Annotated in this window: 36 protein-coding genes; 1 reads left to right on the top strand and 35 read right to left on the bottom strand. The window is 40.9% G+C overall.

The features are described from left to right. Positions 1-131 precede the first annotated feature (131 nt). Complete coding sequence (locus tag LGQ02_RS00935) at positions 132-1,259, top strand: YheC/YheD family endospore coat-associated protein (protein ID WP_226516400.1); 1,128 nt, start codon at positions 132-134, stop codon at positions 1,257-1,259. 91 nt (positions 1,260-1,350) lie between these two features. Here LGQ02_RS00935 and LGQ02_RS00930 read toward each other — a convergent pair whose 3' ends face one another. From LGQ02_RS00930 to rplB, 35 genes are all read right to left on the bottom strand, one after another. Next, positions 1,351-2,115, bottom strand: coding sequence for an OmpA family protein (locus LGQ02_RS00930; protein WP_226516399.1), 765 nt, complete (start codon positions 2,113-2,115; stop codon positions 1,351-1,353). 22 nt (positions 2,116-2,137) lie between these two features. Further along, positions 2,138-2,875: a hypothetical protein gene (locus LGQ02_RS00925; protein ID WP_226516398.1), complete on the bottom strand. Its 738-nt coding sequence runs from the start codon at positions 2,873-2,875 to the stop codon at positions 2,138-2,140. A gap of 348 nt (positions 2,876-3,223) precedes the next feature. Further along, positions 3,224-3,616 carry a 30S ribosomal protein S9 gene (rpsI, locus tag LGQ02_RS00920; protein WP_226516397.1) on the bottom strand — a complete coding sequence of 131 codons (393 nt, stop codon included), beginning with the start codon at positions 3,614-3,616 and terminating at the stop codon, positions 3,224-3,226. Between the two features lie 20 nt (positions 3,617-3,636). After that, positions 3,637-4,074: a 50S ribosomal protein L13 gene (gene rplM / locus LGQ02_RS00915; protein ID WP_226516396.1), complete on the bottom strand. Its 438-nt coding sequence runs from the start codon at positions 4,072-4,074 to the stop codon at positions 3,637-3,639. Positions 4,075-4,239: 165 nt separating this feature from the next. Further along, complete coding sequence (truA, locus tag LGQ02_RS00910; protein ID WP_226516395.1) at positions 4,240-5,025, bottom strand: tRNA pseudouridine(38-40) synthase TruA; 786 nt, start codon at positions 5,023-5,025, stop codon at positions 4,240-4,242. A 12-nt stretch (positions 5,026-5,037) separates the two neighbouring features. Continuing rightward, positions 5,038-5,844, bottom strand: a complete 807-nt coding sequence (locus LGQ02_RS00905; RefSeq protein WP_226518178.1) for an energy-coupling factor transporter transmembrane component T family protein — start codon at positions 5,842-5,844, stop codon at positions 5,038-5,040. Beyond that, positions 5,838-6,716 (bottom strand): energy-coupling factor transporter ATPase, encoded by an 879-nt coding sequence (locus LGQ02_RS00900; protein ID WP_226516394.1) that lies wholly within the window; start codon positions 6,714-6,716, stop codon positions 5,838-5,840. The genes LGQ02_RS00905 and LGQ02_RS00900 overlap by 7 nt, the downstream gene beginning before the upstream one ends. Continuing rightward, on the bottom strand, positions 6,692-7,540 hold the full coding sequence (locus LGQ02_RS00895) for an energy-coupling factor transporter ATPase (RefSeq protein ID WP_226516393.1): 849 nt from the start codon (positions 7,538-7,540) through the stop codon (positions 6,692-6,694). Before LGQ02_RS00895 ends, LGQ02_RS00900 begins: the two co-directional genes overlap by 25 nt. Before the next feature lie 339 nt (positions 7,541-7,879). Next, positions 7,880-8,242 (bottom strand): 50S ribosomal protein L17, encoded by a 363-nt coding sequence (rplQ, locus tag LGQ02_RS00890; protein WP_226516392.1) that lies wholly within the window; start codon positions 8,240-8,242, stop codon positions 7,880-7,882. Between the two features lie 68 nt (positions 8,243-8,310). Further along, complete coding sequence (locus LGQ02_RS00885; protein ID WP_226516391.1) at positions 8,311-9,255, bottom strand: DNA-directed RNA polymerase subunit alpha; 945 nt, start codon at positions 9,253-9,255, stop codon at positions 8,311-8,313. A gap of 188 nt (positions 9,256-9,443) precedes the next feature. Further along, entirely contained in the window at positions 9,444-9,836 is a 393-nt protein-coding gene (gene rpsK, locus LGQ02_RS00880; RefSeq protein ID WP_226516390.1) for a 30S ribosomal protein S11, read from the bottom strand. Between the two features lie 18 nt (positions 9,837-9,854). Continuing rightward, positions 9,855-10,220: a 30S ribosomal protein S13 gene (rpsM, locus tag LGQ02_RS00875; RefSeq protein ID WP_226516389.1), complete on the bottom strand. Its 366-nt coding sequence runs from the start codon at positions 10,218-10,220 to the stop codon at positions 9,855-9,857. 20 nt (positions 10,221-10,240) lie between these two features. Next, positions 10,241-10,354 (bottom strand): 50S ribosomal protein L36, encoded by a 114-nt coding sequence (gene rpmJ, locus LGQ02_RS00870; protein ID WP_003322638.1) that lies wholly within the window; start codon positions 10,352-10,354, stop codon positions 10,241-10,243. A 44-nt stretch (positions 10,355-10,398) separates the two neighbouring features. Beyond that, positions 10,399-10,617, bottom strand: a complete 219-nt coding sequence (infA, locus tag LGQ02_RS00865; RefSeq protein ID WP_010896341.1) for a translation initiation factor IF-1 — start codon at positions 10,615-10,617, stop codon at positions 10,399-10,401. Positions 10,618-10,621: 4 nt separating this feature from the next. Further along, positions 10,622-10,924, bottom strand: coding sequence for a KOW domain-containing RNA-binding protein (locus LGQ02_RS00860; RefSeq protein ID WP_226516388.1), 303 nt, complete (start codon positions 10,922-10,924; stop codon positions 10,622-10,624). A 16-nt stretch (positions 10,925-10,940) separates the two neighbouring features. Continuing rightward, positions 10,941-11,690, bottom strand: a complete 750-nt coding sequence (map, locus tag LGQ02_RS00855; RefSeq protein WP_226516387.1) for a type I methionyl aminopeptidase — start codon at positions 11,688-11,690, stop codon at positions 10,941-10,943. Then, entirely contained in the window at positions 11,687-12,340 is a 654-nt protein-coding gene (locus tag LGQ02_RS00850; RefSeq protein WP_226516386.1) for an adenylate kinase, read from the bottom strand. The genes map and LGQ02_RS00850 overlap by 4 nt, the downstream gene beginning before the upstream one ends. A 63-nt stretch (positions 12,341-12,403) precedes the next feature. Continuing rightward, a complete protein-coding gene (gene secY / locus LGQ02_RS00845) occupies positions 12,404-13,696 on the bottom strand; it encodes a preprotein translocase subunit SecY (RefSeq protein WP_226516385.1) in 1,293 nt (430 codons plus the stop codon). After that, entirely contained in the window at positions 13,696-14,136 is a 441-nt protein-coding gene (gene rplO / locus LGQ02_RS00840) for a 50S ribosomal protein L15 (RefSeq protein ID WP_226516384.1), read from the bottom strand. The genes secY and rplO overlap by 1 nt, the downstream gene beginning before the upstream one ends. 29 nt (positions 14,137-14,165) lie before the next feature. Continuing rightward, positions 14,166-14,354: a 50S ribosomal protein L30 gene (gene rpmD, locus LGQ02_RS00835; RefSeq protein WP_226516383.1), complete on the bottom strand. Its 189-nt coding sequence runs from the start codon at positions 14,352-14,354 to the stop codon at positions 14,166-14,168. A gap of 13 nt (positions 14,355-14,367) precedes the next feature. Beyond that, complete coding sequence (gene rpsE, locus LGQ02_RS00830) at positions 14,368-14,865, bottom strand: 30S ribosomal protein S5 (protein WP_226516382.1); 498 nt, start codon at positions 14,863-14,865, stop codon at positions 14,368-14,370. A 24-nt stretch (positions 14,866-14,889) separates the two neighbouring features. Continuing rightward, positions 14,890-15,252: a 50S ribosomal protein L18 gene (gene rplR / locus LGQ02_RS00825; protein ID WP_226516381.1), complete on the bottom strand. Its 363-nt coding sequence runs from the start codon at positions 15,250-15,252 to the stop codon at positions 14,890-14,892. 33 nt (positions 15,253-15,285) lie between these two features. After that, positions 15,286-15,822, bottom strand: a complete 537-nt coding sequence (gene rplF, locus LGQ02_RS00820) for a 50S ribosomal protein L6 (RefSeq protein WP_226516380.1) — start codon at positions 15,820-15,822, stop codon at positions 15,286-15,288. A gap of 28 nt (positions 15,823-15,850) precedes the next feature. Then, the gene (gene rpsH, locus LGQ02_RS00815) at positions 15,851-16,249 is read right to left on the bottom strand and encodes a 30S ribosomal protein S8 (protein ID WP_226516379.1); all 399 of its coding nucleotides are present in this window, start codon (positions 16,247-16,249) and stop codon (positions 15,851-15,853) included. Positions 16,250-16,276: 27 nt separating this feature from the next. After that, complete coding sequence (locus LGQ02_RS00810; protein ID WP_096186223.1) at positions 16,277-16,462, bottom strand: type Z 30S ribosomal protein S14; 186 nt, start codon at positions 16,460-16,462, stop codon at positions 16,277-16,279. A gap of 29 nt (positions 16,463-16,491) precedes the next feature. Beyond that, entirely contained in the window at positions 16,492-17,031 is a 540-nt protein-coding gene (rplE, locus tag LGQ02_RS00805; RefSeq protein WP_226516378.1) for a 50S ribosomal protein L5, read from the bottom strand. A 29-nt stretch (positions 17,032-17,060) separates the two neighbouring features. After that, entirely contained in the window at positions 17,061-17,372 is a 312-nt protein-coding gene (gene rplX, locus LGQ02_RS00800) for a 50S ribosomal protein L24 (protein ID WP_226518177.1), read from the bottom strand. 56 nt (positions 17,373-17,428) lie between these two features. Continuing rightward, positions 17,429-17,797 carry a 50S ribosomal protein L14 gene (gene rplN, locus LGQ02_RS00795; RefSeq protein ID WP_226516377.1) on the bottom strand — a complete coding sequence of 123 codons (369 nt, stop codon included), beginning with the start codon at positions 17,795-17,797 and terminating at the stop codon, positions 17,429-17,431. Positions 17,798-17,840: 43 nt separating this feature from the next. After that, positions 17,841-18,104, bottom strand: a complete 264-nt coding sequence (gene rpsQ, locus LGQ02_RS00790) for a 30S ribosomal protein S17 (RefSeq protein WP_226516376.1) — start codon at positions 18,102-18,104, stop codon at positions 17,841-17,843. A gap of 21 nt (positions 18,105-18,125) precedes the next feature. After that, positions 18,126-18,329: a 50S ribosomal protein L29 gene (gene rpmC, locus LGQ02_RS00785; protein WP_078578514.1), complete on the bottom strand. Its 204-nt coding sequence runs from the start codon at positions 18,327-18,329 to the stop codon at positions 18,126-18,128. Next, complete coding sequence (rplP, locus tag LGQ02_RS00780) at positions 18,319-18,753, bottom strand: 50S ribosomal protein L16 (RefSeq protein WP_226516375.1); 435 nt, start codon at positions 18,751-18,753, stop codon at positions 18,319-18,321. The genes rpmC and rplP overlap by 11 nt, the downstream gene beginning before the upstream one ends. A gap of 2 nt (positions 18,754-18,755) precedes the next feature. Beyond that, complete coding sequence (gene rpsC, locus LGQ02_RS00775; protein ID WP_226516374.1) at positions 18,756-19,415, bottom strand: 30S ribosomal protein S3; 660 nt, start codon at positions 19,413-19,415, stop codon at positions 18,756-18,758. Between the two features lie 2 nt (positions 19,416-19,417). Next, the gene (gene rplV / locus LGQ02_RS00770) at positions 19,418-19,759 is read right to left on the bottom strand and encodes a 50S ribosomal protein L22 (protein WP_226516373.1); all 342 of its coding nucleotides are present in this window, start codon (positions 19,757-19,759) and stop codon (positions 19,418-19,420) included. A gap of 21 nt (positions 19,760-19,780) precedes the next feature. Next, positions 19,781-20,059 carry a 30S ribosomal protein S19 gene (gene rpsS, locus LGQ02_RS00765; protein ID WP_226516372.1) on the bottom strand — a complete coding sequence of 93 codons (279 nt, stop codon included), beginning with the start codon at positions 20,057-20,059 and terminating at the stop codon, positions 19,781-19,783. A gap of 63 nt (positions 20,060-20,122) precedes the next feature. Next, on the bottom strand, positions 20,123-20,953 hold the full coding sequence (gene rplB, locus LGQ02_RS00760; RefSeq protein WP_226516371.1) for a 50S ribosomal protein L2: 831 nt from the start codon (positions 20,951-20,953) through the stop codon (positions 20,123-20,125). Positions 20,954-20,972: the final 19 nt, after the last annotated feature.

Raw genomic sequence — 20,972 nt, 5'->3', positions numbered from 1 at the left:
ATCCATTTTATGATTTTTGAATATGCCCCCTACGACCCTTATTTTTTCGTTGAAGTTGCCTAAAAGCCGTGACTCCATCCATTTAGCTTCATATATTAAAGTGAACCAAACTAAATGTGGTGGTGTTTATCATGGCAACTGACACAATAAGAAAAACACCTTACGTTGGTATATTAGTGTCACAAGAAAACGTAAGTCTTCTTATAAATCAAAAACCTAATAAGAAATTATCTTCCTTAAACAAAGCAAACGTTTATGCGAAAACGAACCTTTACTTTTTTTCTCTTAAAGGAATCAATTATGAGGAAAAACATATTAAGGGTGTTCATTATGACTTATTTAAGAAGAAGTGGATGAGAGGGGTCTTTCCATTTCCTGATGTGTTTTACAATCACAGAGGTAACATTAATAGATCATTATCTAGACAACATAAGGAGTATAAAACATTTTTAAACCGACTAGCACAATTAAATACGTTTTATGTTAATTACGTAGAAAGCTTTAATAAATGGGAAGTTTACAATAAATTACGAATATGCTCTTCTCTAAAAAAACATTTACCATCCACGCAATTACTCTCATCAGTAAAGACCTTGCAAACAATGTTTACCAATTCATCTGTGTTATATGTGAAAGCAGCAAAAGGACGGCAAGGGAAACAAGTCATTCGCGTTGAGAAAAAAGAAGATGGGACTTTTGAATATTGTTACTACCACAATCAAACTTTCTTACAAAAAGTACCTAACCTTTACATTCTATACCGTAAGTTGGGAAGATTCTTTGAAAAAAAAGAAGTCATTGTTCAGGAAGCGATCGATTTGTTTGAAGTGGATGAAACAAAGGTAGATATTCGAGCCGAGGTACAGAGAAACGGCCAAGGGGAATTAGAAATAATCGCACTGCCTATCCGGCAATCTCCAAAAACTTCACCCATCACCACAAAATCAGACTGCCATACGTTTGAACATTTTTTCACCTCGATTGTCGGTTACTCAAAAAATGAAGTCAGCCAACTAAAAGAAGAAGTAGAAGCTTTTGTGAAAGACATCTATTTATGCATAGAAAAGCATTATGGACCTACAGGAGATTTAGGGATTGATTGTGCAATTGATAATAAGGGAAAGTTATGGTTTATAGAATCAAATTCACAGTCTGCTAAAGTATCTTTAGAGAGAGCTTACGATGACGATACTTTTCATAAAGCTTTCTTAAACCATCTTGAATATGCAACCTTTTTATTTGAACGTGCCCGCAACTAACCCATGGTTTGGCGAAGTGTACACTGATCTCAAAGGCTTGAAAAAGCCCTCCCCGCTCTAAGAGCAAAGAGGGCTGAGCACATTTCTATACTTACTCGCTTCCGGTTAATCCTTCAATGCTTACCTCAACTCGCCGGTTTTTCTGCCGGCCTTCTTGGTTATCTGATCCATCTGCATGACGATTTCTTGCTATTGGCTTTGTTTCTCCAAAACCTTCTGCAGTAAGCCTTGTTTCATCTACACCTGCATCGACAAGAGCTTCTAAAACAGCTTCAGCTCTTCGTTTAGAAAGGTCCTCGTTATATTCCAAACTTCCATGATTATCTGTATGACCAGCAATATGAACAGCTCCATCTGTTGCTTCAATGACTTGCACGATTTCATGAATTACCTCATCAGCTTCTGGACGAAGGTTATCGTCATCGAAATCAAAAAGAATGCTTCCTGGTAATGTTAATAATGTACCTAAGTCTATATCAACTGCATTAAACTTACTTAGTGTTTCTATCATCTCGATTTCTGCTTGTGACGAACCATCTATCCCCTCAGTAACAATTGCTCTACTCGTTGGTATTGTTCCAGTAATAGTACTGACATCCATCATTTCTTTTATTTCTTTCAAGAACGGTTCCACCGTAACCGTTGATGTTGGGATAGAGTCTCCCTCCTCTACACCTTTAGCTTCTTCATTAATAACTATATCAGAATCTTCTTCATTCATCTGTTCAACATCAGATACTGAATCAGAAGTATTGATACAGGAAGCTAACAGTCCCACAAGTATAAATACTCCGCCGATGGCACTAAGTTTTCGTACTTGTTTTTTATAAGGTAGTCGTTTAGTTATCCTCTCCACGGAATGCACCTTCTCCCATCATCTACCGTCCCAAATCAATAGTATCAAACACAAACTTTGGATTACTTACTATGGCTGAATCTCCACCGAACGTATCATTTAATGTTAAATGAAGGGATGTAGCTTCATCTGGTAACATACCAACAAATACGAGAGACGCTGTCATTCGATCTCCTTCGGGAATATCAAGGCTTTCATTATCTTCAGGTGGTAAGTAAAAATACTGGACTTCCCCTATATCATCTTCTAATACTGCTCCATTTCTTCCCCCTGCTGTAATTGAAATATCTCGTTCGGCTGCATTAATAACACTAATATTGACCGTAATATATTCTTCATTAAAGTTAATACTTTCTAGTGTCAAAATCGTTCCGTTATCATGATATACCGTTTCATCAACTTCCAATGTTTCTGGTAAATGACTCTCCCCTACCTCTGCAGTTAAGTCATCTTCTCTACTTCCTTCCGAATCACTTTGATCTCCAGAATCTTCAGTTATTTCTTCAGAATCAGACTCATTACCATTCTCTACTGCCTCATCTGCGGTTGTTTCTTCATTACCTTCATTGCTAGCCGTATCACTTGCTTCTTGATCCGAATCACTCATTTCCTCAATACGTTCGTTGGCTCCCCCATTTGTTTCATCAGTACCAGATGCAGCATCGTCATTAGAACAACCAACGACCAGCATTGTTGTCAAAAGCGAAATGAAAATAAAAATAAGTAAGTGTCTATTGACTTTGATGTCATTTGCTCTCATTTGATCAACCCCTAATGTATTTTAAAGTTGTAGGAAAACCGCAAACAAATTGGATAAAAGTTCCATAATCACACTGTAAACTATTAAAATTTTCCGAAAACAGTAAAGCAATATAAATAAGGTGATTCATATAAATACCCGTCATTTTAACTATAAATATAATAAATAGTTATTAAATAAAGGTCGCTCTCATGTATTTTTGCCTAGGTAGAATGTTAGGTAAGGTCTTATTGGAGAAGTGAATAAGTGGAATCATGCCTTTAGAATGAGCGTATCGTTTTTTTACATCAAAAAGCCCTCCCTGCTCCATGAGAGCAAAGAGGGCTGAGCGTTGATATAACAAGGATATTAACGCTTTGAGAACTGAGGTGCACGACGTGCTGCTTTAAGACCGTATTTCTTACGCTCTTTCATACGTGCATCACGAGTTAAGAAGCCTGCTTTTTTAAGTGTTAGGCGGTATTCTGGGTCCGCTTGTAAAAGCGCACGTGCAACACCATGACGGATTGCACCTGCTTGACCAGTGTAACCTCCACCATCAACAGTTACTTTTAAATCGTAAGTTCCTTCAGTTTGTGTTTCAGCAAGTGGTTGTCTAACGATAAGTTTTAACGTTTCAAGGTCAAAGTACTCATCAATGTTGCGTCCATTAATTGTGATGTTTCCATCTCCTGGTACTAAATGAACACGTGCAACAGAGTGCTTACGACGACCTGTTCCGTAATATTGAACCTGTGCCAAGAAAATTCCCTCCTTCTAAATTAACCGCGTAGCTCGTAAGCTTCTGGTTTTTGTGCTTGGTGTGGATGCTCGCTTCCAGCATACACGTGAAGTTTCATGCCTTGTTTACGACCTAATGATCCTTTTGGAAGCATTCCTTTGATCGCAAGTTCTAGCATTTTAACTGGCTTACGGTCACGCATTTCTTGCGCTGTCATCGTCTTAAGTCCGCCAGGGTATTGGCTGTGACGGTAGTATAGCTTGTCAGCTAATTTATTACCAGTTAAGTGGATTTTTTCTGCATTGATGATGATTACGTGATCACCAGTATCAATGTGTGGTGTAAAAGTTGGTTTATTCTTACCGCGTAAGATACTTGCTACTTCAGAAGCAAGGCGACCTAGCGCTTTACCTTCCGCGTCTACAACGTACCATTTACGCTCAACTTCGCTTGGCTTTGCCATATATGTTGTACGCATTTGTTTCCCTCCTAAATAACTCTTTCAATCAAACATGAACAATCCTACAAATCAGTGATTAATTTCCGTACCCGGGGCTAGTGGGCTTAGAAATACCATATAACATCTTATAATATATAAACGGCAATGTCAATAAGATGTACACCAGGTTTCGTTGTCTTTTTTTTATTTTTCTTTGCCCAATTTCTGGATTTCCTTCTCTAAAGCCTCGTTATCATAAAAAACATGCGCTAAATATAATCCTGACCCCGGTGCTGTCGGGCTTGCAAGCTCTCGATTTTTGCCTTCTAAAATCCGTGGTACTTCCTCTGGCTCACGATCTCCTTGTCCAATATCAAGTAATGTGCCCACGAGGATACGAACCATTTGATAGAGAAAGCCGCTTCCTACAAATGTAAATGTCCATTCGTCATCACTTTGCTTTATATCAATCGCAAAAATTGTCCGGACTTTATCGATGACTTCTGTTTTTGGTGAAGAGAAACTCGTAAAATCATGAGTCCCTATTAAATGTCCTGCAGCTTCTTTCATTTTTTCTAAAGACAATTGAGCCGGTAAGTGATGCGTATAATTTCGCTTAAACACATCTTGCATGTCCGCTGAATTTACAATATAGCGATACTCCTTACCAACCGTATCAAAGCGAGCATGAAAGTGCGGTTCAACTTCTTTCACTTCTTTGACGACAATATCGTTTGGCAAAAGACTGTTTAATGCTCTTGGCCATCGGTCTTCTGGAATGGATAATGTCGTATCAAAATGTATTGGCTGATTGATCCCATGCACCTTGGCATCTGTTCGCCCAGAGCTAATTACTTTAAAAGTAGGGACTTTATGTATTTTTTTAAGTGCATTCTCAAGCTCTCCTTGCACAGTCCTCGCATTCACTTGCACTTGATAACCTGAAAAATTCGTTCCATCGTATGAAACGATCGCTTTAAGACGCTTCATGACTTTTTCCTCCTATGAAAACAACACTCTCGTACTGGCCGAGATGAGCATAAAAATACCAATAACGCTCAATGCAAACGTATCTTTTCTTTGCCAATCTAGCTCGCGAAATTTTGTCCTTCCTTCTCCACCTGCATAACCTCTCGCTTCCATTGCGACCGCTAAATCTTCTGCTCGTTTAAAAGCTTGGACGAAAAGTGGGATAAAAATTGGGGTAAGTGCTTTTAAACGACGCCATAAAGATCCTTCTGTAAACTGAGCTCCTCGAGCCATTTGTGCCTTTATAATTTTTGACGTCTCGTCCAATAAAGTCGGTATAAATCGTAAAGCGATCGATATCGTTAATGCGAGTTCATGTATCGGTAGTCCGATTCTTTTCAACGGAGATAACAATCTCTCAATCGCATCTGTCAAATCTACCGGTGTCGTCGTAAGCGTCAGTAACGAAGCCATCATAACGAGCATGAGAAGTCGAATAGCAACAATACTCCCTTCAATGACACCACCTAAATAAACCGTCATAAATCTCCATTCGAACAAGACTTGGCCTTCTCTAGTAAAAAATACGTGAAAAAGTAAAGTGAAAAACAGAATAATAAAGATGACGCGCATACCTTTGATAAAAAAACGGAGAGGGATATTTGCGATATACAAAGACGCAATTGTAACTATCATCGCTGCCCCTAGAGAAGCTGGATGACGGCTTATAAATAAAAAGATCATAAATAAAAACACAGCAACCATCTTTGCCCTAGGATCCATCTTATGGATAAAAGACTTACCAGAAACATACTGTCCAATAATCACGTTATCTAGCATCCCCATCTATCCCTCCTCAAATAAGCAAGGATCTCGTCGATTGTTCCATCTAGATCAAACTGTGCTACATTCATATCATTGAAATTTGTTTTTTCTTTTAAACCGTTGAGCAACGATACAGATTGTGGAACAGATAGACCAAGGCGCTTCAGTTGATCCGCTTTAGAAAAAATGTCAGTTGGAGTTCCTTCCATCACAACTCTTCCGTCTTCCATGACAATTACGTTTTTAGCATACTTTGCTGCATCTTCCATTTGGTGAGTAATAAGGACAACGGACCGGTCTTCTTTTTCAATATACCATTCATAAAATAACCTCATGATCTCATCTTGACCTTTTGGATCTAAACCGGCTGTCGGCTCATCTAAGATTAATATACGAGGGTCTGAAGCTAACACACTAGCAATCGCAACCCTTCTCATTTGTCCACCACTTAACTCAAAGGGAGACCGATGATAATACTCCTTACCTATTCCAACCTTAGAAAGGGCTTCAGCAGCCTTTTGCTGAGCTTCATTTTTTGTAAATCCGAAATTTACTGGCGCAAAGGCTACATCGCCAATAACTGTCTCAGCGAAAAGTTGATGCTCAGGATATTGAAAAACCATCCCTACATTTTTTCTTAGTTCATAAAGAGACTTTTGCTTCGTTTTACTAGTGATCGTCCAATCACCTACTGTCATTTCACCCTTTGTCGGCTTTAATAAGCCATTTATATGTTGAATGAACGTAGACTTCCCAGACCCTGTATGGCCGATAACAGACGTATAGGAACCACTAGGCAAATGTAAGGAAACATCTTTTAAAGCCTGTTTTTCAAATGGCGTCTTTTTCATATATGTATAACTTACTTCGTTTGCTTCAATGTACATATCGCGTTCACCAGCTCTTCCTCGCTCATCAAGCCGTTAGGAAGCTCGATGTCACGTTCTTTTAGTCGTTGAATCACTTCAAAAAGAAACGGTGGCTTTAATTGACTTTGTTCTAACGCTGAAAGATGATTAAATAATTCTTTTGGCGGCAAATCATAAAGGAGTTCACCTTGTTTTAAAATGATTACCCGATCTGAATATAATGCTTCCGTCACATCATGAGTAATTGTAACAATCGTCATTTTCTCATTTTGTTGAAGTGTCCTTGCAATATCAAGTACTTCTTTTCGACCTGACGGATCAAGCATCGATGTTGCCTCATCTAAGACGATCACTTTCGGTTTTAAGGCAAATGCACCTGCAATTGCTATACGTTGTTTCTGTCCCCCAGATAGCCGGTGTGGTTCCTCGTCTTCTAAACCAGCGAGCCCTAGCTTTTCAATACTTTCTGATACGCGAACTAACATTTCATGCCTAGGTATTCCAGCATTTTCTAATCCAAATGCAATATCGTCACGTACAGTTGGCGCAACAATTTGATTATCAGGATTTTGAAATACCATTGCTACAGACCTTCTAATATCGGTTAGGTTTCGAGCAGTTGATGAATCGAAACCATTGACGATTACTTGTCCCATATTTTCATCAGGCGTATAAAGAGCAATGAAAAACTTCGCTAGTGTAGATTTACCGGAACCATTATGACCAAGGATTGTAATCCATTCCCCTTCATATATAGACAAGTCAATGGCGTTTAATACGAGGGGATCTTGTTCTCGATATCGAAAAGAAAGGTCTTTTATATAAATCATTTCATTTTCCACTACGTTCCCCTCCAATTTTTCTTACTACCTGCCTCGAAACTATTGATAGTCTATATTATACCGAAAAAAATAGTAGTGGATTGTGTATGAAGTAGATTTGTTCATGAAAATATCGCCCACCGTAAATGCTTAATTTTCGTCGTAAATTTTCTAAAGACCCCAACATATATTTTAGAGCCTAAATTACAAGCATAACTCCATTGATTAAGCCACGAGTTGCGACGAGTAATCGCAAGAGTAGTTATACTCTCAACATTCTAGTAGTACAAAAAAAGGGCACAGAACAAGAACCTTTCCATGAAGGTTCGAGTCTCGCCCTTTTGCAACATTTATTTAAGTTTACACTAGTTCGATAACAGCCACTTCTGCGCCGTCTCCACGACGAGGTCCTAGCTTAAGAACACGTGTATAACCACCTTGACGCTCTTCATAGCGTGGTGCGATGTCATCAAATAACTTTTGGATCGCATCTTGGCCAGTTTCTTCGTCAGCTACTTCATTACGTACGAATGCAGCAACTTGGCGACGTGCGTGTAAGTCACCACGCTTACCTAGAGTGATCATCTTTTCTACGATTGAACGAAGCTCTTTTGCTTTTGGTTCAGTCGTTTCAATACGCTCGTTAATGATTAGATCTGTAGTTAAATCGCGAAATAGTGCTTTACGTGCACTTGAATCACGACCTAATTTTCTGTATGCCATGTGAGTCCCTCCTTCTCAGGTCATATTCTCCGTGGCTAAACAAAAGAAGTAATGATTAAGAGAAGAATCTATTCTTCGTTACGAAGACCTAGACCTAGTTCACCTAGCTTCTCTTGGACTTCTTCTAAAGATTTACGTCCAAGGTTACGTACCTTCATCATGTCTTCTTCGGATTTTTGAGTTAATTCTTGTACCGTATTAATTCCTGCACGCTTTAAGCAGTTGTAAGAACGAACGGAAAGATCTAACTCTTCAATCGTCATCTCAAGCACTTTTTCTTTCTGGTCTTCTTCTTTCTCGACCATAATTTCAGCATTTTGTGCTTGATCTGTTAAGCCAACAAAAATATTTAAATGCTCATTTAAAATTTTGGCGCCAAGAGATACTGCTTCTTCCGGGCGAATGCTTCCATCAGTCCATACATCAAGCGTTAACTTATCAAAGTTTGTAATTTGTCCAACACGAGTGTTTTCTACTTGATAGTTTACACGTGACACTGGTGTATAAATGGAATCTACCGGAATTACACCAATTGGCATGTCATCTTTATTGTTCATTTCAGCCGGGGAATACCCACGTCCACGACTAGCTGTTACTTTCATGTTAAATTGAGCTCCGCTTGAAAGTGTGGCAATATGAAGGTCAGGGTTTAAAACCTCCACATCACTGTCATGCATTATGTCTGCTGCTGTAACTACACCTTCACCTTGTGCATCAATTTCTAATGTTTTTTCATCATCTGAGTAAATCTTAAGAGCAAGTTTCTTTAAATTGAGGATAATTGTCGTTACGTCCTCGACGACTCCTTCAATTGTAGAAAATTCATGAAGAACCCCATCAAACTGTACAGTTGTTACTGCAGATCCAGGTAGAGAGTTCAGTAGGATTCGACGGAGAGAGTTCCCCAGCGTTGTCCCATATCCACGCTCTAAAGGTTCTACAACAAATTTCCCGTATGATGCATCTTCATTAAGCTCTACAGCTTCAATCTTTGGCTTTTCTATTTCGATCATTAAACAAACCCTCCTTCAAAACGTCGAAACCCCGGTTGACATTGGTTTATCAACCGGAATCCCTCATTGGGCACATCCCGACCTGTCACGAAAACCGTCAATACCTTATTAAAGAGAGTCCACAAACGGACCTACTACCTCTTAAACCATTATTGACAAGGGTATGGCCATCCATACCTCTGATGCGACTAAACTCTACGACGTTTTGGTGGACGGCAGCCGTTATGTGGAACTGGAGTGACATCTTTGATCATACTAACTTCTAAGCCAGTTGCTTGAAGTGAACGAATAGCAGCTTCACGTCCAGCACCAGGACCTTTTACGGATACTTCTACAGCTTTCATACCGTGCTCCATAGCAGCTTTTGCAGCCGTTTCAGCAGCAGTTTGTGCAGCAAATGGAGTTGATTTACGAGAGCCTTTAAATCCTAATGCACCAGCACTAGCCCAAGAGATCGCGTTTCCACGAGGATCTGTGATCGTTACGATCGTGTTGTTGAAAGTAGAGCGAATGTGCGCAATACCGGATTCAATATTTTTACGTTGACGACGCTTTGAACGAGTCGTTTTCGCTTTAGCCATAATCGAACATTACCTCCTTTACTTCTTCTTGTTCGCTACAGTACGACGTGGACCTTTACGTGTACGTGCATTGTTTTTCGTCTTTTGACCTCGAACAGGCAAGCCACGACGATGACGGATCCCACGATAAGAACCGATTTCAATTAAACGCTTAATGTTAAGAGATACCTCACGACGAAGGTCTCCTTCTACTTTAATACTGTCAACTACTTCACGGATTTTCCCAAGCTCTTCTTCAGTTAGATCGCGAACGCGAGTGCTCTCAGAAACGCCAGCTTCTTTTAAAATCTCAGATGCTGTGGATTGTCCGATTCCGTAGACATATGTCAAAGAAACGACAACTCGTTTGTCACGAGGAATGTCGACACCAGCAATACGTGCCATGCTTTTACACCTCCTGTGAATTAACCTTGTTTTTGTTTGTGTTTAGGATTTTCGCAAATTACCATGACGGTACCTTTTCGGCGAATAACCTTACATTTTTCGCAAATGGGTTTCACTGATGGTCTTACCTTCATGTTTTCAACCTCCTTATGTTGCGGAGTGACATTAATTTGTCTTTTTATTTATATCGGTACGTGATACGACCACGAGTCAAATCATACGGAGACAATTCTACAGTCACTTTATCACCAGGTAAAATACGAATGAAATGCATACGAATCTTCCCAGAGACGTGAGCCAAAATCTTATGACCGTTCTCTAATTCTACGCGGAACATCGCATTTGGAAGCGGCTCAATCACCGTTCCTTCTACTTCGATTACATCTTCTTTGGCCATGAATTTACTCTCCTTCCTTCAGTAAATTATCATCGATATATGTTGAAATTGCAAACCGCAATTTTGCATTGGTTACACGACCCGTTTCAACAATGCTATTTTTCACTTCCGAAGCAATGATATTTAATCGCTCGAGATGCTGGATATTCTTTTTCTTTGCTCGGTCAACTTTACGTTTATCACCATCGGCAATTCGAACAAAACGATCATCCAGTATTTCTATAACACAAGCGAATTTATCTTTGTCTCTTCCGTTCAAGATTCGCACAAGCTCACCAACTTGCGGAACCGATTCAGGATCTTTCATTCAGCGACCACCTTCATCAATCGGTTTTTGTCAAAATTTCATATCCTGTGTCAACAATAGCAATGGTGTGTTCAAAATGGGCACACATTTTCCCGTCTGCCGTTACGACTGTCCAATTGTCTTGTAACGTTCGAACATGTCTGGAACCAGCGTTTACCATTGGTTCAACAGCTAAAACCATTCCTGACTTAAGTCTGGGTCCTTTTCCCGGAGGTCCAAAGTGTGGGATTTGTGGGTCTTCATGAAGTTCTTGCCCTACTCCATGACCAACGTATTCTCTTACGATTGAGAAACCATAAGATTCTACATACGTTTGAATCGCATGAGATATGTTGGATAGACGCTCTCCTGGCTTCGCTTCCGCTAGTCCTTTGAATAGTGATTCTTCGGTGACTTCTAGGAGCTTGCGGGTTCCTTCGGAAATGTTCCCGACTGGATAGGTCCATGCGGAGTCCCCATGATACCCTTGATAGTTGGCGCCGATATCAATGCTGATAATGTCACCATCTTTGAGTACTCGATCCCTAGGGATTCCGTGTACCAACTCATCATTTACTGAAGCGCATATGCTCCCAGTAAATCCATTATAGCCTTTAAAAGATGGAATCGCATCATGTGAACGAATAAGCTTGTCAGCGATATTGTCCAATTCCTTCGTTGTAATACCAGGCTCAATGTGTTTTTGAAGCTCTTGGTGGGTTAAGGCTACGATTTTACCTGCAACACGCATGATATCAAGTTCTCTCGGCGTCTTACAAATAATCATCGATTAATTCCTTTCAATATCTCATCAAGATCTTCGAAAACTAGTTGAATGTCTTGTTGTCCATTAATATTACGAAGATAGCCTTTTCCTTCATAGAAGTCGACGAGCGGTTGTGTTTGTTCTAAGTTGACTTCCAGGCGTTTTTCAACAGTCTCTGGCTTATCGTCATCACGTTGAATTAAGTCACTACCATCTTTGTCGCACTTTCCGGCTACTTTCGGAGGATTATAAAGTTCATGGTACGTTGCACCACATGTAGGGCAGATCCAACGTCCTGTTAACCTTCTAAATAAATCCTCTTTTGGAACCTTTATATACAATACATGGTCTAACCTACGACCAAGATCTTCTAACATTGATTCTAACGCTTCTGCTTGGGCAACCGTTCTTGGAAAACCATCCAGCAAAAATCCGCCTTTACAATCATCTTGGCTAAGTCGTTCACGAACAATACCAACAGTTACTTCATCAGGAACAAGATTACCTTCATCCATATAAGCTTTTGCTTTTAAGCCAAGCTCAGTACCACCTTTAATCGCAGCACGGAACATGTCCCCTGTTGAAATATGTGGAATGCCGTATTTTTCGACGATTTTTTCTGCTTGGGTTCCTTTTCCGGCACCCGGAAGTCCCATTAAGATCAAATTCATCTCTCTACCCCTCCACCGTTTGAATTTACGATCGAAGGCAAAGGGAGCCTGACTCCCTTCCCTTTACTTTATAAATCCTTTGTAAGATCGCTTTATTAATTGACTTTCAATTTGTTTCATCGTGTCTAATGCTACACCAACAACGATCAATAACCCTGTACCGCCAATTTGGACGGCTGGAGGTAATCCTGCTAATTCTGTGAAGAAAACAGGAAGTATTGATACAACTGCCAGGAATAGCGCTCCGACGAATGTCAAACGATATAGGATTCGAGTGATGTACACTTGCGTCGTTTTACCGGGACGGATACCAGGAATGTAACCGCCTTGTTTTTTCAAGTTCTCCGCCATCTGTTCTGGGTTAACTTGGACAAACGTATAAAAATACGTGAAACCGATGATTAAAGCAGCATAGACTACAAGTCCAAATGGCGCTGTATAATCAAAGTTGGCCGTTACCCAACCTGCAATTGCACTTTGATCCCCAAAGAATCCAGCAACTGTTGGTGGAAAAATGAAGAGTGACATTGCAAAGATGACAGGGATAACCCCGGCTGAGTTCACTTTTAACGGCAAGTGAGTTGATTGACCCCCTTGCGGTTTCCCGGCAACCAATCGTTTGGCGTATTGCACTGGAATTTTACGTAATGCTTGTTGCACAAAAATGACTCCGACCACGATGGCTAAAAGTGCAATTAAGAGCAACAAAATTACGACTATGCTAATAAATAATTGGTCACCTGCGTCAGCGATTTGAGTCGCATAAATTTGGTTTACCCCATTTGGGATTGCAGCAGCAATACCGGCAAAGATCAAAATGGAAATACCATTTCCGACCCCATTAGCAGTAATTTGCTCACCAAGCCACATTAAGAATGCAGTACCAGCCGTTAAGGTCAGTGCAATGAGTAAATACGTTGCAACTGTCGGGTTAGGTACTAAGTTTGGGAATAGACTGTTAAACCCAATTGACATCCCTAATGCTTGAATAAATGCAATGACAATCGTACCGTATCTCGTCACCGCAGCTAGTTTTCTTCTACCTGCTTCCCCTTGTTTTGACCATTCAGCAAATTTAGGGACAACATCCATTCGTAATAATTGGACGATAATGGATGCTGTGATATACGGCATGATTCCCGTCGCAAAGATGGAGAATCGCTCAAGTGCTCCACCACCAAATGTATTCAGGAAACCAAATGCATTCATTTGACCTTGAAAATCTAACGCCTCAGCATTTACTCCAGGAGCTGGAATATGAGCACCGATACGGAAGATTACTAGCATGATCAAGGTAAATAATATTTTCTTTCGTAAATCACCAACACGCATGATATTGGAGATTGTTTGAAACATTAAACCACCTCAGTCGTTCCGCCGGCAGCCTCGATCGCTTCTTTAGCAGATGCAGAGAACTTGTGTGCTTTCACAGTAAGTTTACGTTCAAGATTTCCGTTTCCTAGAATCTTGATTCCGTCTTTTTCATTACTTACAACACCTGATTCGATAAGAAGTGCTGGAGTTACCTCCGTTCCTTCTTCAAAACGATTTAGCGTTTCAAGGTTCACAATTGCAAACTCTTTACGCGTTGGGTTTGTAAATCCACGTTTCGGTAAACGACGGAAGATAGGCATTTGTCCACCTTCGAACCCAGGACGAACACCGCCGCCAGAACGAGCGTTTTGACCTTTGTGACCTTTACCAGCCGTTTTACCGTTACCGCTAGCGATACCACGTCCAACACGATTGCGCACTTTACGTGATCCTTCAGCAGGCTTTAATTCGTGAAGTTTCATATTGGCACCTCCTCAACTGTATAACTTAATTATGCTTGAATCTCTTTAACACTGACGAGATGAGAAACTTTGTTGACCATTCCGCGAATTGCTGAATTGTCCTCTTGTACGACAGTGTGGTTCACTTTACGAAGACCTAATGTCTTCACAGTGATACGCTGATCTTCAGGGCGTCCGATCAGGCTTCGCTTGAGGGTGATTTCTAATTTATTTGCCATGCCAAATCCCTCCTTAACCTAGCAACTCTTCAACAGATTTGCCACGTAGTTTCGCTACTTCTTCAGGACTCTTTAAGCTGTCAAGTCCTTCGATCGTTGCACGTACCATGTTAATTGGGTTGTTTGATCCTAAGGATTTGGATAAGATATCTCCTACACCAGCTAATTCTAATACCGCACGTACAGGTCCACCAGCAATAACTCCAGTACCCTCAGATGCAGGCTTTAATAGTACGCTACCCGCACCAAACTGCCCAGTGATTTGGTGTGGAATTGTAGTTCCTTGGATTGGTACGCGAATTAAGTTTTTCTTACCATCTTCAATTGCTTTACGGATTGCTTCAGGTACTTCTAAAGCTTTACCCATTCCGAAACCAACGTGTCCGTTTTTATCTCCAACGACAACCAATGCAGCAAAGCGGAAACGACGTCCACCTTTTACTACCTTCGCAACTCGGTTGACGGTAACGACTCTTTCTTCAAGTTCCAATTTATTTGGGTCGATACGCATGAATTTCCCTCCTTCTAGCCTTGATTAAAACTTCAGACCAGCTTCACGAGCTGCATCCGCAAGTTCTTTTACACGACCGTGATATAAATATCCGCCACGATCAAATACTACAGACTCATGACCTTTTTCTAAGGCACGCTTAGCTACGAGTTCGCCGACTTTTTTAGCTGCTTCTATATTTCCGCCGTTTTCAAGTTTTAGTTCTTTATCTAAGCTTGATGCACCTACAATTGTAACGCCATTTACGTCATCAATTAATTGTGCAGTCACGTGCTTATTAGAACGGAAAACATTCAAACGAGGACGTTCTGCAGTTCCTGTGATCGAGCGACGAACGTGTGCGTGTCTTTTTTTACGTACAACATTCTTGTCAGCCTTAGTGATCATTGAACGTCATTCCTTTCTTTCCGCTATTTAGGCTTATTTACCTGTCTTACCTTCCTTACGACGTACATATTCGCCTTGGTAACGAATACCTTTTCCTTTGTAAGGTTCAGGTTTTCTTACTGCGCGAATGTTAGAAGCAAGTGCTCCAACGCGTTCTTTGTCGATTCCTTTAATAATAACCTTCGTGTTTTCAGGAACATCGATTTCTAAACCGTCTTCTGGTGTGAACTCAACAGGGTGAGATAGACCAACGTTTAGTACTACCTTGTTCCCTGATTTTTGCGCTCTGTATCCAACACCAACAAGCTCAAGCGTCTTTTCATAACCTTTTGTTACACCTTCCACCATGTTATTGATCACAGAACGAGTTGTTCCGTGAAGCGCACGGTGGTCTTTATGATCAGATGGTCTTTCAACCGTAATCGTGTTATCTTCAACTTTCACGACGATATCATGGTGAAGTTCTTTTGTTAATTCACCTTTTGGACCTTTAACAGTCATTGTATTTCCTTCATGTTTTACTTCTACTCCTGAAGGAATTTCAATTGGTTTAACACCAACACGAGACATACCTTACACCTCCATTCTTGCGTTCAAATTACCAAACGTAAGCCAATACTTCTCCGCCAACTTTTTGCTGGCGAGCTTCTTTATCCGTAATGACTCCGTTAGAAGAGGAAATGATTGCAATTCCTAATCCCCCTAGTACACGTGGAAGCTCATCTGCTTTCGCGTATACACGAAGTCCTGGTTTACTAATTTTCTTAATGCCTGTGATAACACGCTCATTGTTAGCACTGTATTTAAGGAATAATCGTAGGATACCTTGTTTGTTATCCTCGATGAATTCATAATCACGAATGAAACCTTCGCGCTTTAAAATATCTGCAACTTCCTTCTTAATCTTTGAAGCTGGAAGTTCTAAACTATTGTGTCTTACAGTATTCGCGTTGCGAATACGAGTCAGCATATCAGCAATTGGATCTGTCATGACCATCGTATTTACCTCCTTCCCTAAACGGAATTACCAGCTAGCTTTTTTGACGCCCGGAATTTGACCTTTATACGCAAGTTCGCGGAAGCAGATACGGCAAAGCTTGAACTTACGAATGACACTATGTGGGCGACCACAACGTTCACAACGTGTATATTCTTGAACTTTAAACTTTTTAGGTCGTTTATTTTTAGCGATCATTGATTTTTTCGCCAAGGTCTTCACTCCTCCCTTTTGGCAAGTTCTTATTTTTGAAACGGCATGCCCATTTGAGTGAGAAGTTCACGTGCTTCTTCGTCAGTGTTAGCAGTTGTAACAACTACGATGTCCATTCCGCGAACTTTATCAACTTTGTCATACTCGATTTCTGGGAAAATAAGTTGCTCTTTTACACCTAACGTGTAGTTTCCACGTCCGTCAAAAGCTTTCTTTGATACACCACGGAAGTCACGAACTCGTGGTAAAGAAACACTAATGAGTTTATCGAGGAAGTCGTACATACGCTCACCACGTAAAGTAACTTTTGCACCGATAGGCATTCCTTCACGTAGTTTGAATCCTGCGATTGATTTCTTCGCTTTTGTAATTAATGGTTTTTGACCTGTAATTTCAGTTAGCTCCTCAACAGCCTTATCTAAGACCTTCGAGTTCTGAACCGCATCACCGATTCCCATGTTAATTACGATTTTCTCTACCTTTGGTACTTCCATTACGGAAGCGTAATTAAATTTATCATTAAGAGCAGGAACGATTTCCTGATTATATTTTTGTTTCAGACGATTCATTGAGTAAACCTCCTTTCAGCCTCTAGCGATTATTTATCTAAAGATTCGCCAGACTTTTTCGCAATACGTACTTTCTTTCCATTTTCTACTGTATACCCGACACGCGTTGGTTCGCTAGTCTTAGGATCAATAGGCATCACGTTTGATACGTGAATTGGAGCTTCTTGATTTAAGATTCCGCCTTGTGGGTTAGCTTGAGATGGTTTCGCATGTTTTTTCACCATGTTTACGCCTTCTACAAGCACTCGGTAGTCAGTTGGGTATGCTTCAAGGATTTTACCTTCCTTGCCTTTGTCTTTGCCAGAGATTACTTTAACAGTATCTCCTTTTTTGACATGCAATTTTGGTTGAGACATAAGGGCACCTCCTTAAGACGTAAATTTCCGTTCATTTATGATTAAAGCACTTCAGGAGCTAAAGATACGATCTTCATGAATTGGTTTTCACGCAATTCACGTGCAACTGGTCCAAAGATACGAGTTCCGCGAGGACCCTTGTCGTCACGAACGATTACCGCAGCGTTCTCATCGAATTTGATGTAAGAACCGTCTGGGCGGCGCGCACCACTCTTTGAACGTACGATAACTGCTCGAACAACTTCACCTTTCTTGACAACGCCACCAGGTGTTGCTTGTTTTACAGAACACACGATAACATCACCAATGTTCGCAGTTTTACGGCCAGTACCGCCTAGAACTTTAATACACTGTACTTCACGAGCTCCTGAGTTATCAGCTACTTTTAATCGACTTTCTTGTTGAATCATAGACTTCTTTACCTCCCTTCAGGTAAGTAAACATAAACTTCTATTAAATAATTACTGCTTCTTCTACAACTTCGACTAAGCGGAAACGCTTATCTTTTGATAATGGACGAGTTTCCATAATTCTCACTCGGTCGCCGACTTTAGCAGTATTGTTCTCATCATGAGCTTTTAATTTCTTAGAATACTTAACTCGCTTTCCGTAGAGCGGGTCCATTTTGTACGTTTCTACTGTAACTGTGATCGTTTTATCCATTTTGTCGGATGTAACACGACCAACATAGCTTTTGCGGTTGTTACGCTCTGTCACAGTGCAAACCTCCTCTCAGGATTATTCGTTCGTGATACCTAGTTCTCTTTCACGCAATACCGTTTTTGCACGAGCAATAGCTTTCTTCACTTCACGAATGCGGGCTGGATTGTCTAACTGTCCAGTCGCAAGCTGAAAGCGAAGGTTGAATAACTCTTCTTTTAAAGACTTTGATTTTTGTTCAATCTCAGCAGTGGTAAGGTTGCGAATCTCATTAGCTTTCATTTGCGTCACCACCCACTTCTTCGCGTTTTACAAATTTTGTTTTAATTGGCAATTTATGTGAAGCAAGACGTAATGCTTCGCGAGCTACCTCTTCAGATACTCCTGCAATTTCAAACATAATCTTCCCAGGTTTCACTACTGCTACCCATCCTTCTGGAGCACCTTTACCGGAACCCATACGTACCTCTAATGGCTTAGCTGTGTAAGGCTTATCTGGGAAAATCTTAATCCATACTTTACCTCCACGTTTCATATAACGTGTCATTGCAATACGCGCTGCTTCGATTTGACGGTTAGTGATCCAAGAAGCTTCCACCGCTTGTAAACCGTATTCACCGAAATTAACTTCTGTTCCGCCCTTCGCACGACCGCGCATTTTACCACGGTGTTCACGACGGAATTTTACACGTTTAGGCATTAGCATGATTAATTTCCTCCTTCCTCTTGTTTCGTTCCTTTCGTTGGAAGGACTTCTCCGCGGTAGATCCACACTTTAATTCCAAGCTTACCGTAAGTAGTATCTGCTTCTGCAGTACCATAGTCGATATCAGCTCTTAATGTGTGTAGTGGAACCGTTCCTTCGCTATATGATTCAGAACGAGCAATGTCTGCTCCGCCAAGACGTCCAGATACTTCTGTACGAATTCCTTTTGCGCCAGCGCGCATTGTGCGTTGAATTGATTGTTTCATTGCACGACGGAATGAAATACGATTTTCTAATTGGCGAGCGATATTTTCTGCAACTAAACGAGAATCCATGTCTGGCGTTTTCACTTCATTAATGTTGATGTGAACTCGTTTACCTGTTAATTGATTTAATGCTTTACGTAATGCTTCTACTTCAGAACCACCTTTACCGATAACCATACCTGGCTTAGCAGTGTAAATTGTTACGTTTACTCGGTTAGCAGCACGTTCAATTTCAATGGTGGATACAGAAGCTTCTTGTAGGCGCTTCTCCAAGTATTCACGAATTTTAATGTCTTCGTGAAGTAGGTCAGCATAATCTTTTTCTGCGTACCATTTAGACTCCCAGTCGCGAATAACGCCAACACGAAGTCCATTAGGATTTACTTTTTGACCCACACTTATCCCTCCTTCTTTTCTGTAAGAACGACCGTAATATGGCTCGTACGTTTGTTGATTCGGCTCGCACGTCCCATTGCACGTGGGCGGAATCGCTTCAATGTAATGCCTTCGTCAACGTATACTTTGCTGACAACTAAGTTATCAGGTTCCATTTCATAGTTATGCTCTGCGTTCGCAATGGCTGAATTTAAAAGCTTCTCAACAATTGGAGATGCTTTCTTTGGTGTGTGGCGTAAGATGGAGATTGCTTCACCAACTTCTTTCCCACGAATTAAATCAACCACTAAGCGTGCTTTACGAGGAGCAATGCGCACTTGTTTTGCAACTGCTTTTGCTTCCATGGAAAGTACCTCCCCTCTTTATTAACGTCGTGTTTTCTTGTCATCTGCTGCATGGCCTTTGTACGTTCTTGATGGAGCGAACTCCCCAAGCTTGTGACCGACCATGTCTTCAGAGATATAAACCGGTACGTGTTTGCGACCGTCGTATACGGCAATCGTATGACCGATGAATTCAGGGAAAATTGTAGAACGGCGAGACCAAGTTTTGATCACTTTTCTATCTTCACTCTCGTTCATTCCTTCAACTTTCTTCATAAGATGATCATCCACAAAAGGTCCTTTTTTCAAGCTGCGACCCATATTTGTACCTCCCTTCGTGATTGATCTACGGTTCTGCTACTTGAGAACCGTAGCACAATCCCGTTATTTTTTGCGACGACGCACAATGTATTTATCCGTGTCTTTGTTTTTATTACGTGTTTTGTATCCAAGTGTTGGTTTACCCCATGGAGACATTGGTGATTTACGTCCGATTGGCGCACGTCCTTCACCACCACCGTGTGGGTGATCACTTGGGTTCATAACAGAACCACGAACTGTTGGGCGTTTACCTAACCAACGAGAACGACCTGCTTTACCAATGTTAACAAGCTCATGTTCTACGTTACCAACTTGACCTACTGTCGCGCGGCAAGTAGCTAGGATTAAACGAGTTTCGCCTGAACGTAAACGTACTAAGACGTAATCTCCTTCTTTACCTAAAAGCTGAGCTTCAGCGCCAGCAGAGCGAACTAATTGTCCACCTTTTCCAGGGCGAAGTTCAATATTATGAATAACTGTACCAACAGGAATGTCTTTTAATTGAAGTGCGTTACCGACTTTAATGTCAGCATCTTTACCTGACATTACTACAGTTCCTACTTTCAGTCCTTTTGGAGCTAAAATGTAACGCTTCTCACCGTCAGCGTAGTTGATTAGAGCGATGTTTGCAGAACGGTTTGGATCGTATTCGATCGTAGCAACGCGTCCTGGAATTCCATCTTTTTCACGTTTAAAGTCAATCACACGGTATTGGCGCTTATGCCCACCACCTTGGTGACGTACTGTTAAACGACCTTGGTTATTACGACCACCGCGTTTTGATAAAGGCTCTAATAGAGACTTTTCAGGCTTGTCTGTAGTGATTTCTTGGAAATCTAAGACGGACATCCCGCGGCGACCATTACTGGTTGGTTTATACTTTTTAATAGCCATTAGCTTTTCCCTCCTTCAC

The sequence above is a fragment of the Bacillus shivajii genome (genome assembly GCF_020519665.1).
Classification (GTDB): domain Bacteria; phylum Bacillota; class Bacilli; order Bacillales; family Salisediminibacteriaceae; genus Bacillus_CA; species Bacillus_CA shivajii.
Note: the sequence above shows the minus strand (reverse complement) of the source record. Positions and strands in the feature narration are given on the sequence as shown.

Excerpts from the sequence above, each read along its gene's own strand:
- rplR (WP_226516381.1), bottom strand. The coding sequence starts at position 15,252 with ATGATCACTAAGGCTGACAAGAATGTTGTACGTAAAAAAAGACACGCA.
- rplB (WP_226516371.1), bottom strand. The coding sequence starts at position 20,953 with ATGGCTATTAAAAAGTATAAACCAACCAGTAATGGTCGCCGCGGGATG.
- rplM (WP_226516396.1), bottom strand. The coding sequence starts at position 4,074 with ATGCGTACAACATATATGGCAAAGCCAAGCGAAGTTGAGCGTAAATGG.
- rpsS (WP_226516372.1), bottom strand. The coding sequence starts at position 20,059 with ATGGGTCGCAGCTTGAAAAAAGGACCTTTTGTGGATGATCATCTTATG.
- rpmC (WP_078578514.1), bottom strand. The coding sequence starts at position 18,329 with ATGAAAGCTAATGAGATTCGCAACCTTACCACTGCTGAGATTGAACAA.
- rplF (WP_226516380.1), bottom strand. The coding sequence starts at position 15,822 with ATGTCTCGTGTTGGTGTTAAACCAATTGAAATTCCTTCAGGAGTAGAA.
- LGQ02_RS00900 (WP_226516394.1), bottom strand. The coding sequence starts at position 6,716 with ATGTACATTGAAGCAAACGAAGTAAGTTATACATATATGAAAAAGACG.
- LGQ02_RS00885 (WP_226516391.1), bottom strand. The coding sequence starts at position 9,255 with ATGATCGAAATAGAAAAGCCAAAGATTGAAGCTGTAGAGCTTAATGAA.
- rplE (WP_226516378.1), bottom strand. The coding sequence starts at position 17,031 with ATGAATCGTCTGAAACAAAAATATAATCAGGAAATCGTTCCTGCTCTT.
- truA (WP_226516395.1), bottom strand. The coding sequence starts at position 5,025 with ATGAAGCGTCTTAAAGCGATCGTTTCATACGATGGAACGAATTTTTCA.
- map (WP_226516387.1), bottom strand. The coding sequence starts at position 11,690 with ATGATTATTTGTAAGACGCCGAGAGAACTTGATATCATGCGTGTTGCA.
- rpmJ (WP_003322638.1), bottom strand. The coding sequence starts at position 10,354 with ATGAAGGTAAGACCATCAGTGAAACCCATTTGCGAAAAATGTAAGGTT.
- rpsH (WP_226516379.1), bottom strand. The coding sequence starts at position 16,249 with ATGGTCATGACAGATCCAATTGCTGATATGCTGACTCGTATTCGCAAC.
- rpsK (WP_226516390.1), bottom strand. The coding sequence starts at position 9,836 with ATGGCTAAAGCGAAAACGACTCGTTCAAAGCGTCGTCAACGTAAAAAT.
- rplP (WP_226516375.1), bottom strand. The coding sequence starts at position 18,753 with ATGCTAATGCCTAAACGTGTAAAATTCCGTCGTGAACACCGTGGTAAA.
- LGQ02_RS00860 (WP_226516388.1), bottom strand. The coding sequence starts at position 10,924 with ATGAAAGATCCTGAATCGGTTCCGCAAGTTGGTGAGCTTGTGCGAATC.
- LGQ02_RS00905 (WP_226518178.1), bottom strand. The coding sequence starts at position 5,844 with ATGCTAGATAACGTGATTATTGGACAGTATGTTTCTGGTAAGTCTTTT.
- rplV (WP_226516373.1), bottom strand. The coding sequence starts at position 19,759 with ATGGAAGCAAAAGCAGTTGCAAAACAAGTGCGCATTGCTCCTCGTAAA.
- LGQ02_RS00850 (WP_226516386.1), bottom strand. The coding sequence starts at position 12,340 with ATGAATTTGATCTTAATGGGACTTCCGGGTGCCGGAAAAGGAACCCAA.
- rplO (WP_226516384.1), bottom strand. The coding sequence starts at position 14,136 with ATGAAACTTCACGAATTAAAGCCTGCTGAAGGATCACGTAAAGTGCGC.
- LGQ02_RS00935 (WP_226516400.1), top strand. The coding sequence starts at position 132 with ATGGCAACTGACACAATAAGAAAAACACCTTACGTTGGTATATTAGTG.
- LGQ02_RS00925 (WP_226516398.1), bottom strand. The coding sequence starts at position 2,875 with ATGAGAGCAAATGACATCAAAGTCAATAGACACTTACTTATTTTTATT.
- secY (WP_226516385.1), bottom strand. The coding sequence starts at position 13,696 with ATGTTTCAAACAATCTCCAATATCATGCGTGTTGGTGATTTACGAAAG.
- rpmD (WP_226516383.1), bottom strand. The coding sequence starts at position 14,354 with ATGGCAAATAAATTAGAAATCACCCTCAAGCGAAGCCTGATCGGACGC.
- rplQ (WP_226516392.1), bottom strand. The coding sequence starts at position 8,242 with ATGGCATACAGAAAATTAGGTCGTGATTCAAGTGCACGTAAAGCACTA.
- rplN (WP_226516377.1), bottom strand. The coding sequence starts at position 17,797 with ATGATTCAACAAGAAAGTCGATTAAAAGTAGCTGATAACTCAGGAGCT.
- rpsE (WP_226516382.1), bottom strand. The coding sequence starts at position 14,865 with ATGCGTATCGACCCAAATAAATTGGAACTTGAAGAAAGAGTCGTTACC.
- rpsM (WP_226516389.1), bottom strand. The coding sequence starts at position 10,220 with ATGGCACGTATTGCTGGTGTCGACATTCCTCGTGACAAACGAGTTGTC.
- infA (WP_010896341.1), bottom strand. The coding sequence starts at position 10,617 with ATGGCCAAAGAAGATGTAATCGAAGTAGAAGGAACGGTGATTGAGCCG.